Source organism: Campylobacter ureolyticus, from assembly GCF_027277485.1.
GTDB lineage: Bacteria > Campylobacterota > Campylobacteria > Campylobacterales > Campylobacteraceae > Campylobacter_B > Campylobacter_B ureolyticus_B.
This window is the reverse complement of sequence record NZ_JAPXGQ010000025.1, coordinates 1-9,739: the sequence shown is the minus strand read 5'-3', so window position 1 is coordinate 9,739 and position 9,739 is coordinate 1. Positions and strand designations below refer to the sequence as shown.

General features: G+C 25.2%; 12 protein-coding genes. All 12 read left to right on the top strand.

Annotated elements, in window-relative coordinates; genetic code table 11:
* Positions 1-436: 436 nt before the first annotated feature.
* The 12 genes from O6B72_RS09175 to O6B72_RS09120 all read left to right on the top strand — a co-directional run bounded on the left by O6B72_RS09175 (position 437) and on the right by O6B72_RS09120 (position 9,188).
* Positions 437-1,774 (top strand): PDDEXK family nuclease, encoded by a 1,338-nt coding sequence (locus O6B72_RS09175; protein WP_269492973.1) that lies wholly within the window; start codon positions 437-439, stop codon positions 1,772-1,774.
* A gap of 4 nt (positions 1,775-1,778) precedes the next feature.
* Positions 1,779-2,705: a hypothetical protein gene (locus tag O6B72_RS09170; protein WP_269492972.1), complete on the top strand. Its 927-nt coding sequence runs from the start codon at positions 1,779-1,781 to the stop codon at positions 2,703-2,705.
* The gene (locus O6B72_RS09165; RefSeq protein ID WP_016646377.1) at positions 2,702-3,691 is read left to right on the top strand and encodes a type IV secretion system protein; all 990 of its coding nucleotides are present in this window, start codon (positions 2,702-2,704) and stop codon (positions 3,689-3,691) included. Before O6B72_RS09170 ends, O6B72_RS09165 begins: the two co-directional genes overlap by 4 nt.
* A 10-nt stretch (positions 3,692-3,701) precedes the next feature.
* A complete protein-coding gene (locus O6B72_RS09160) occupies positions 3,702-4,241 on the top strand; it encodes a hypothetical protein (RefSeq protein WP_269492971.1) in 540 nt (179 codons plus the stop codon).
* The gene (locus O6B72_RS09155; protein ID WP_269492970.1) at positions 4,238-4,942 is read left to right on the top strand and encodes a TrbM/KikA/MpfK family conjugal transfer protein; all 705 of its coding nucleotides are present in this window, start codon (positions 4,238-4,240) and stop codon (positions 4,940-4,942) included. Before O6B72_RS09160 ends, O6B72_RS09155 begins: the two co-directional genes overlap by 4 nt.
* Positions 4,942-6,165 (top strand): toprim domain-containing protein, encoded by a 1,224-nt coding sequence (locus O6B72_RS09150; protein WP_016646374.1) that lies wholly within the window; start codon positions 4,942-4,944, stop codon positions 6,163-6,165. The genes O6B72_RS09155 and O6B72_RS09150 overlap by 1 nt, the downstream gene beginning before the upstream one ends.
* Positions 6,166-6,633: 468 nt before the next feature.
* Positions 6,634-6,957, top strand: coding sequence for a hypothetical protein (locus tag O6B72_RS09145; protein WP_269492969.1), 324 nt, complete (start codon positions 6,634-6,636; stop codon positions 6,955-6,957).
* Between the two features lie 56 nt (positions 6,958-7,013).
* Positions 7,014-7,337: a nucleotidyltransferase family protein gene (locus O6B72_RS09140; RefSeq protein ID WP_269492968.1), complete on the top strand. Its 324-nt coding sequence runs from the start codon at positions 7,014-7,016 to the stop codon at positions 7,335-7,337.
* Positions 7,330-7,890: a HepT-like ribonuclease domain-containing protein gene (locus O6B72_RS09135; protein ID WP_269492967.1), complete on the top strand. Its 561-nt coding sequence runs from the start codon at positions 7,330-7,332 to the stop codon at positions 7,888-7,890. Before O6B72_RS09140 ends, O6B72_RS09135 begins: the two co-directional genes overlap by 8 nt.
* A gap of 504 nt (positions 7,891-8,394) precedes the next feature.
* Positions 8,395-8,625, top strand: coding sequence for a hypothetical protein (locus O6B72_RS09130; protein ID WP_147568306.1), 231 nt, complete (start codon positions 8,395-8,397; stop codon positions 8,623-8,625).
* Between the two features lie 28 nt (positions 8,626-8,653).
* Positions 8,654-8,920: a hypothetical protein gene (locus tag O6B72_RS09125; protein ID WP_024962927.1), complete on the top strand. Its 267-nt coding sequence runs from the start codon at positions 8,654-8,656 to the stop codon at positions 8,918-8,920.
* The gene (locus O6B72_RS09120; protein ID WP_269492966.1) at positions 8,910-9,188 is read left to right on the top strand and encodes a type II toxin-antitoxin system RelE/ParE family toxin; all 279 of its coding nucleotides are present in this window, start codon (positions 8,910-8,912) and stop codon (positions 9,186-9,188) included. The genes O6B72_RS09125 and O6B72_RS09120 overlap by 11 nt, the downstream gene beginning before the upstream one ends.
* The last annotated feature ends 551 nt before the right edge of the window (positions 9,189-9,739 follow it).

The window sequence follows — 9,739 nt, the reverse complement described above, 5'->3', positions numbered from 1 at the left end:
AGTTGTGGCAGTAATACTTTTTAATTTAAAATAATATATATTAATCAATATTTTAATTTTATTTTTTTCAAAAATTTAAAATTTATAAGAAAAATTTAAATTTTTAGCTAGAGATAAAAATAGATTTTGTATTTAATTTTAGATTAAGATTTTAAGGCAATTCTTAGAATTTTCTTAATAATATATTTATAAGTAGTAATATTTAAAATATTAATGCTGTTTATAAAACAAAATACGCATTTAAATCAATTTAAAGGGGCATTTTTGCAATTTAAAATAAAAAGTAAGGAAAAGACACAAAAAGAATTTTGTTTTTAATTTTAAAGGCATTTGTGAGCATTATCCCAGAATATTTATATATAGTTTTTTACAGCCGATTTAAATTTTAATGATAGTAGAATAATCTAAATAGTTAATAATTAAAAAGGACTTGAAAATGGCTGATGATTTAACACAAGAACAACTTTCAGAATGGGGCTATTTAGCCGAACAAGAGATGGATATGGGCATAAGTGAAGCATTTCAAAGCCATAAACCACAAGAAAAAATTAAAAAAAATGAAAAACAAAAATCAGAGCTGGAAGAAAATGAAGAAAAACAAAAAGAAATTCAAACAAATTTAAACAAATCAGATGAAAATTTATCTCAAAACGCTAAAGAAGCATTAGATTCACTTGATGAAAAAGAAAAAATAGATGAACAAATCAAACAAAAACAAGAAGAGATCATAGAATTTAATGGAACAAAAGAAAAAAGCGAATATTTAAAAAACGGCTTAGACAAAATAGAAAAAGATGAGTTTTTAAAAGAAAGTTTAGATATTTTAAAAGAAAAAGAAAAAATAGATGAACAAATAAAAGAAAAAGAAGAGCAAATTAAAAACAATAAAAAAGAATCAACGAAGATATATGAAATATATCTATATCAAGATACTGGTGGGGACAACTATGGCGAAATAGAAGAGTTAAAACTAAAAGGCTCAAAACAAGAAATAATGAAATATTATCTTGAAAATAAAGAAATAGAAAATTCTAGACAAGACGGATATGGAAATAGTAGAGTAACAGAATTTAAAATTTACGATGAAAATGGAAAAAATGTAACAAAAGAAATTAAAGAAGAAATAAAAAAGGAAGCAGATAAGACTGAAAAAATATCACAAGAAAAACAAGAATCAGAACAAATAGATTGGAATAAAAAAGCAGATGAATTAGAACTCCAACAACAAAAAGAATTAGAAGAATTAAAAGATAAACAATCAAAGCTAGAAGCAAATTTCAATAATGCAATTGATAATTTAATGAATACGAATGGAGTAAATGGAATAATATCTGCACTCCAAGAACTTGATAGAAGTTTAGAAATTCTTCAAAAACAAGGAAAAGAAGAAAGCGAAGTAAGATCAAGACAAAGACAAGAAAAACTAGAACTAGCGTTTGATAGTCCAAAATTTAAAGAAGCAGTGGGTGATTTGGTAAAAGAAGTTTATAGTGAGAGAAAAAAAGTCAAAAGTGGAATTGATGATATAGAAAAAGAACGCTCAAATTATGCAAAATTAAGAACAACATACGAAAAAGAAAAAAATAAAGGACTTGATATCAAAGGCTATTATAAGATAAAAGACATGATGGAAACAATAGATAAAGAAACTCCAAATTTTAAAAACACATATCCAAAAATGTATAAAGAAGTAAATCAAACATTGGAAAAAACAAAAGAAAAAATACTTGATAAAACAAAAAATAAAGAAAATGATAGATCAAGGGAGTTATAAATATATGATTGAAAATAAAGAAAGAATAAATCAAGAGCATATAAAAATAGCAAAAGAAGTTGGTTTAAAAGTTGTAGATGGAGAATATATTAACATTGGAAAAAAAGAAAATATTTTCGTTGGAGTAAGTGACGATAAAAACCCAAAAAAAGGTTTTTGGTGGAATATTGACTACAACGGAATAAAGGATTTTGATATTGTTATGGAAAATATATGGCTTAAAGCCGATAAAGAATATTCTATAAAAACAAATGCACCATACGAAAAAAGGTGTGAATTTGTAGAAAAAATGTCTAAATTAAAACACAGAGTAATGGAACTTGAAAAAACAAAGGAAAACGAAATGAACCCAGTAGATAAAAGAAAAATGCTTGAAAAAGAAATAAATAACTATAAACAATCAAATGATAATGATTTCTTACAGCAAAAAGATGCCTATGTCGGACTAAATTATGCATTAGCAAAAGCACATGATTATGACGCCACAAAAGAAAACAAATATATGAATAAAATAAAAGAAATCGAAGAACCACTAAAAAGCATAAGTCAAAGAACAGAGTTTAGTGAAGATGATCCAACTAAAAAGATTTTAACACCAAACAAAGAAGATGAAAAGCTAATGAACTTATTTAAAGAAAACAACTATTCTCTCTATAAGGAAGCAAATCAAGAACTAAAAATGATGAATAAAGAAAAAGATTTTTTTCAAATGGTTCAAAACACTAGCAACATGAATCAACTAGTAAGCTCTTATCATCAATTAGAAAATGGATCAGGCGACACAAGAATGAATCATGCAATAAAAGAAGGTAATGAAATCAATACGCAAAGATTTAAAAAGCACTATCCAAAAGCAACAAAAAAGCTAGAAGAAGCTTACTTAAAATTTCAAAAACAAGAAAAAAATAATGACAAAGGTATAGAATTATGAAAAAAACAGCTATATCAGTAATTGCATCAATTACAATTTTTTTAGGCAATGCAAATGCAAGTGGAATACCAACAATTGATGTTGCTGCAATTGCCCAAGCAGTATTGGGATATACACAAACGCTAAAAGACTATGCAGAGCAGATAAAACAATACGAGCAAATGGTAAAAGATACTCTAAATTTTGAAAAGCAAATGAAAGAATTTGGTGTAGATATGAATGATGTATATGAAATATTAGGCGATGCACAAGAAATGATAAATCAAATGCAAAGCATTTACGATGATGTAAATAATATACCACAAGATGTTATGAAAAATATTGCGAGAGTACAAACTGCTTGTTCCTTTTTGGAAAAAAATAGTAGTTTTTTTGGAATATCTATTAAAAAAAGCTCAGTTACAATAAAAGACAAAGTCAATCGTTGTACATATGCACTAAGAGATGGGGCAAATATAAGCAAAACAATAGAAGAAATTACAACAAAAATGGAAAAAACAATAGATCCAATAGAAAGAGCAAATTTACAAACTCAAATTGATAATATTAAAAACGCTGAAAGATTTTTGCAAGAGCGAGACAATATAAAAAGAACAAATATGCTTCTAAGCTTTGAAGATACATTTAACAATGCAGATAAAACAAATCCATACTCAAGAGCTAAAATGAAAGATGATTTAAAAAAGCTTTCAAAACAGCTAGGAAAGGCAAATAATCAAAAACAAGCCCAAGCACTTACAAACTCAATTTTAATTAAAATTTTAGAGAATTTACAGCAACAATATGAACTAAATATAAATTATACAAGCACCATAGCATCAGGCAGACAAATGAGCAATGATGCAAATTTTAAAAATTTAGATGAAAACAGTTTTAAACAAAAAGTAGTTGAATATAAAAGAAATGATGATTTATTTCAACCTGAAAAAAGAAAATTGCCAAAAGATGAGCTAGGACTACCTAAATTTATGTTTATGAACAAGTAGAATTAAAACAATGAAAACATTTAATCTTGAAAAAGCAATAAATGAAGCAGAAGAATTAAAAAATTTATCTCCCCTTTTAACGCCAATTCAAAAAAGAAAAATGCTTGAAAATTCTAAAAAAGAATATGAAAACTATATAAACTCAAACAAAACAACAAAACAAAAAGATAAAGAGATGAATTATAAACTAGGCAAAACCTTAGCTGATGTTTTTAATTTTAACGAACAAGAAAGAAATAAATATTTAAATTTTATAATAAAAAACAAAGACGCAGAAGAAAAAGATATAAAATTCTTAAATAAACTTTTTAATGTATCCATAACAACAAATTTAAAGCAAATGGATGCAGAAAAAGAACTTTACGAAGATATTAGAAAAAAATATAACTTTGTAAAAGCATATAACAAAATTAAAAATGCAGATATAAATCATGATAGATTTATACACAGCTATCCAAAATTACATAAAAAAATACAGAACGATTTTAACAAAACTTTGGAACAGCAATCAAATAAGAACAAAACATCACAAAAGGAGATGGAAAGATGAAAAAAAATATAATTTTAAAAACTTTAATGGGCAGTATTGCCCTAGTAAGCTTTACAAATGCTGGAGAATTAACAGGAGATGTAAAACTATCTTGTGAAGCAATTTTATGCTTGAGCAGTAGTGTAAAACCTGGAGAATGTCAGCCATCGCTGGATAGATTTTTTTCAATAAAAGAAAAAAAATGGGAAGATACAATAAATGCAAGAAAATCATTTTTAAAATTATGTCCAACAGATGGTGCGGATCAAAAAGATACTGAATTTAAAAGATTAAGAGATGATATATTAGTCTATATTTCTGAGCCTTGCAATATTGAGTATTTAAATACAAGGGTAGAATATAAGTATAAAATAGAATATGTTGGTGAAAGAATGAGAAAAAGAAAAATTGCAACTCATGCAAGAATTAATCCAAATTTGCCAGAGAGTTGCAAATTACTCAAAACAAGTAAATATACGGATATTAAAGTTAAATATACATGTCCTACAAATTTTTATAATATAGAAGATTGGAATCAAGGCATTACAATGACTATGATAGATAAAAAAACATATGATAATTTGTATGCAAAAAATCCAAATTCAGTACAAATGCAAAAAAGTAATTATAAATTTTGCAAACAAAACACATCGAATTTTTGCAAACCAAAATATTATAAAAATTATAAAATAAACAAAAATTGCTGGGTATATGATGAATAATGGAAAATTTAGTAGAACTTCCACTAGATGAAATTTTAAGAAATAATGGCTACTTTGAAAAAAGAGAGAAAAGTAGCCAAAATTACAAAACACTTACAAATGAAAACTCGGATACAATAGTTATATCACGCCAACAAAATGGGCATTATTTATATTTTAATCCAAACGATGATAAGGACAAAGGAAATATTTATAATTTTGCCAAAAATCGTGGAATTAAAGCCTCAGATTTAATAGATACAAATAACATAAATAAAATAAAAGAATTAAAAAGCAGTATTAAACCAATAATAAATTTAAATCGAAATAGTAATAAAATCATAGATAAATATAAAAAAATGAATAATGTAGATAAAAATTCATTTTTTGTAAGTAAAAGAAAATTAAATATTGAACTATTATCAAGGTTTAGCTTTTTAAGACAAGATGAAAAATATAAAAATGTAGTAGTTCCAACTTATACATTAGCATCAATACAAACAAAAAATGGAAATAAAGAGTATTTAAGACAAACTGGGACAATTAGCTATCTTTCTAGCCCAATTACACAAGATCCACAAGGAAAACCATATAATAAGCCAATTAAACAACTTTGCAATGGAAATAAAGGCTTAGAAGTTTTAAAAGCTGATGATGCAAATAAAAATCCAAAAGAGTTTAAAAATATAGTAGTTTGTGAAAGCATGATAGATACTTTATCATACGCACAAATTAATAACATCAACTTAAAAGAAACCTTGCTTTGTTCAACAAATGGTCAAATTTCGCAATCGCAGAAAATAGCTTTAAAAGCACTTCAAAAACTAGCTCCAAATGCTGAATTTTTGCTTGGCTTTGATAATGATGATCGTGGAAAAGAATTTTGCAAAATAGTAGAAGAAATTATACCAAATACAAAAAGAATAACACCAATTTTAAAAGATTTTAGCGATGATTTAGTTATAGGCAAAGAACTAGGACTAGATAATAAAGATATCAACAAAGAAAGCCTTTTAAAGCCAATAAATGACTTTAAAAAAAATGTTGAATATTTACAAAAGAAATATGACATTTTAGAGCCATATGCAAAGGATAAGAAAGTAAAAGAATTATTTAGCCAAAATATAGCCAAATTTAAAGAAATAGAGCCAAAAGTAAGATGCATTCAAGGAATGAGAGAATGTTATAAGAGATTAAATATATTAGAAAACAAAATATCAAGAGATTATTCGAAATCAAGATAGGAGAACAAAATAACTAATCAAATAATATTATAAGTGGTTTTTAGACTTTAAGCTCTAATTAAGTTTATAGTATCCTTTGTTTTTCCCCTTTTTGTCGTGGTTTGTGGTTATTTGCAAAATGTCAAAAAATTACAAAATGTGCCGTTACCCAAACGGTTTTGGTATTTCTTTTAAAAAGGGAGAAAAAGCAAATTTTAGCTTAAAATATGCTTAAACATTATTGTTATTTTTATGTTTTTTTATTGTTTTTATATTTGTATTTTTTAGTTTATTTATTTATTTTAATATTGTTTTATTTTAATATTTATTATTTTTTAAATTTAAAAATAGTATAATTAACTCATAAAAAGAGCGAGACACTGCTCAAAATTTTAAAAAGGATAAAAGATGAGCTACATGAAACACTGTGAACATCAAATGATTAAAAGAGATTTTAGAATACTATGAATATGAAAAAGGAAAACTAGAATGAGTAGCCCAGACAAAGAAAAAGAACAAAAAGTTTTAAATGATATAATTAAATTTAGCACAAGGAAGCCCATGATAGATAAAAGCTATAATAAATTTCAAAGAACACATGAAATAATGCAAGAGTTAATCAATTCTCCGTTACCACTTGAAGTGACGGAGCTATCAAATATCAGCAACAAAGAGCTTGTGTTTTTAAAAAGCAGTATTGAACTTATGGCTGATTATTTAAATTCTTTAGGCTTTGATTTTATTAATCATAAAGATGAAATTTTAATGCCAATTTATGAAGAGTTTGAAAAAAGACGGAAAAATTATGATTAGATAAATATGTTATAATGCCAAAAGATAACTCAAAAGAAATTTTAAAAGGAGTATAAATGCCGATTTTATCACAAAGACAAATACTTGAATATTTATCTGAAATAAAACCACATTTAAAAAAAGATGGAATAAATGGAATTGGTCTTTTTGGAAGTTATGCTGACGGCTATGCAGATGAAAATTCAGATATTGATATAGTGGTTTTAGCAGATAAAGAAAAATTTTTAGGTAGACTACACGCATTTAAAGCACTTGACTATTTAGACCAATTAAAAAATAAAATTTCAAAACATTTTAATAAGCCAGTTGACATATGTGATTTTTATTCAAAACAAGAAATAGAAAAAAGCAAAATAGTAAAAGGAGCAATATATGTCTAATAAAGTCATTAGAAGATTAAAACTAGCTATTGAAAAAATAGATCTAATAAATGAAATTTGCAAAACAAAGGGCATTTCAGAAGCATTAGAAGATGAGTTACTCACAAAACCAGCCATTATGAAACATTTTGATGTAATACATCAGCAATTTAAGAAAATAGAAGAAGAGGGCAACAAAGAAGCATTAAATGGACTTAAAGAAAAAGATTTAAAAGGAATTAGAGATATTAGAAATTTTTCATCGCACGATTATGATAATATCAATAAAAATATTGTTAAAGATGCCATAGAAAAAGAGCTTCCAAGCCTCAAAGAAGATTTACAAAAAATCGTAAAAGAAAAAGAAAAAACAATATGCAAAGATTTAGAAAAGAAAATAGATTATTTAAACAAGAAACAAAATATTTTAATTTCACAAGCCAAAAAAGATCTTGTTAATAGTATTAAAAAACAATATGCTGAATTGCAAAAAAATGGAATCAATTTAGATAAAAGCTATGTTGAAAAATTTAAAAAAATATCCAAAGATAATTTAATAGAGAGATCAAGGTAATAGCAATTTGCTACAATAAATTTAATATAATTTCAAATTTAAACTCAAGATCCGTTTTTGAACTTTAAGCATTAATTAAGTTTATGATACATTCTGTTTTTCCCCTTTCTGTTGTGCTTTGTGAGTGGTTGCCAAGCATCAAAAAATTACAAAATGTCGGTAATGATAATATCTTAACTGTTTTTCTTTAAAAGGGGGAGAGAAAGCGGATTTTAACTTAGAATATGCTTAAATATTATTGTTATATTTATGTTATCTTATCTATTTTATATTTATATTTTTTAGTTTATTTAGTATATTTAATTTTGTTTTATTTTAATATTTATTATTTTTTAAGCTATAAAATAGTATAATTACAATGTAAAAGCAAAAAAGATTACGAATTAAAATAGCATTAAAAATATGCTATAATTTTATAAATTAACTAGAAAGGTTTTTAAAATGCGTAAAATTTTAACATTGAGTTTAATTGCTGTGTTCTTTACGGCTTGTAGCGAAATTAAGATGCCACAGCTTCCGAAAGTACAACAAACACAAAAAAATTCAGAGCCTACAGAAGCAGAGTGTAAAAAAATAATGGCAAAATACAAGAAATTAAGAAACCAAGGATATGTTGGAAATGAGCCGTCTCTCGGAAGAGATTATTCACTTGATGCGAAATATTGCGAAAAGAAATATACATATAGTCCATCAGTTGATGATATGATAGAAAACATTGAAAGACTTGGCAATTAAAAACTAATACAAATAAAAAAGGGTAAACATGCAAACTATAACAATAAATGCGAACATTAATTCAAAAGTGATTGAATCAATAAAAAATATAGTAAGAGCTATAGATCCAAATTCAGAGATATTTTACTCAAAAAATGAACAAAATAGCGAATATGAACTCTCAGAAGCCGATAAGGATGACTTAAGAGAAATCTTAGCACAAAGAGAGCGTGGAGAATTAGAATTTATAAGTCATGATGAATTCAAACAACACAAAAAAGAATTATTTGCAAGGCTTGGTGAGTATGCAAATTAAGTATAATAAAAAATTTGAAAAGAGAACTGATGAAATAGTAAGCTTCATATGGAAAGATAGTTCAGCAAATGCTGTTAAATTCTATGATGGCTTATTAGAAGCCATAGAAAAAATAACTTTCATGCCATACAAACATAGAAAAAGCACAGCCTTTAATAATCAACAAATCCGTGATTTAATTTTTAAAAATTATGTAATACCATTTTATATAGATGAAGAAAATAACTCAATAGAAATTTTATCAATTTATGGCAGAAATTTACCCTAAAATTTAAAAAAATACACTATAATCAGACGGAGCTTGTATTTAAAGTAGCCTCAAATACAAGCTTCAATCCATTTTTAAACTTTAAGTTTTAATTAATATTTTAAAACAGTTAGTTTTATCCCTTTTTATCGTATTTTACTCATATTTATAAAATATCAAAAAATTACAAAATGTCGGATATGGCAAAGGTATTGACTTTTAAATTTCTTAAAAGGGAAAAGTATTTTTTAAAATTAACAATTACTTAAATATTATTTTTATTTTTATATTATTTTTATTTTTATATTTTTTTATACTTTTTATTTTGATATTTTTTAGTATATTTCGTTTATTTAATTTAGTTTTATTTTAATAATTATTATTTTTTAAATAAAATAGTAGCTAGTATTTAAAATTATTCTCTACCACCTCTGCTTTTTTCAACACTATTAAATTTATCTTTTTTAATTGTGTTATTATTTCTATGATATGAGTTATCTTTTAAAATATCTTTCATAAGGACTTGCTTATTTCTTATCTTTAAAAGCTCATCATCAGGCGTTACATTAAGA

Bases quoted from the DNA above. Each gene is read 5' to 3' on its own strand.
- O6B72_RS09165 (WP_016646377.1), top strand. From the start codon at position 2,702: ATGAAAAAAACAGCTATATCAGTAATTGCATCAATTACAATTTTTTTA.
- O6B72_RS09135 (WP_269492967.1), top strand. From the start codon at position 7,330: ATGTCTAATAAAGTCATTAGAAGATTAAAACTAGCTATTGAAAAAATA.
- O6B72_RS09130 (WP_147568306.1), top strand. From the start codon at position 8,395: ATGCCACAGCTTCCGAAAGTACAACAAACACAAAAAAATTCAGAGCCT.
- O6B72_RS09155 (WP_269492970.1), top strand. From the start codon at position 4,238: ATGAAAAAAAATATAATTTTAAAAACTTTAATGGGCAGTATTGCCCTA.
- O6B72_RS09120 (WP_269492966.1), top strand. From the start codon at position 8,910: ATGCAAATTAAGTATAATAAAAAATTTGAAAAGAGAACTGATGAAATA.
- O6B72_RS09125 (WP_024962927.1), top strand. From the start codon at position 8,654: ATGCAAACTATAACAATAAATGCGAACATTAATTCAAAAGTGATTGAA.
- O6B72_RS09175 (WP_269492973.1), top strand. From the start codon at position 437: ATGGCTGATGATTTAACACAAGAACAACTTTCAGAATGGGGCTATTTA.
- O6B72_RS09160 (WP_269492971.1), top strand. From the start codon at position 3,702: ATGAAAACATTTAATCTTGAAAAAGCAATAAATGAAGCAGAAGAATTA.
- O6B72_RS09150 (WP_016646374.1), top strand. From the start codon at position 4,942: ATGGAAAATTTAGTAGAACTTCCACTAGATGAAATTTTAAGAAATAAT.
- O6B72_RS09170 (WP_269492972.1), top strand. From the start codon at position 1,779: ATGATTGAAAATAAAGAAAGAATAAATCAAGAGCATATAAAAATAGCA.
- O6B72_RS09140 (WP_269492968.1), top strand. From the start codon at position 7,014: ATGCCGATTTTATCACAAAGACAAATACTTGAATATTTATCTGAAATA.
- O6B72_RS09145 (WP_269492969.1), top strand. From the start codon at position 6,634: ATGAGTAGCCCAGACAAAGAAAAAGAACAAAAAGTTTTAAATGATATA.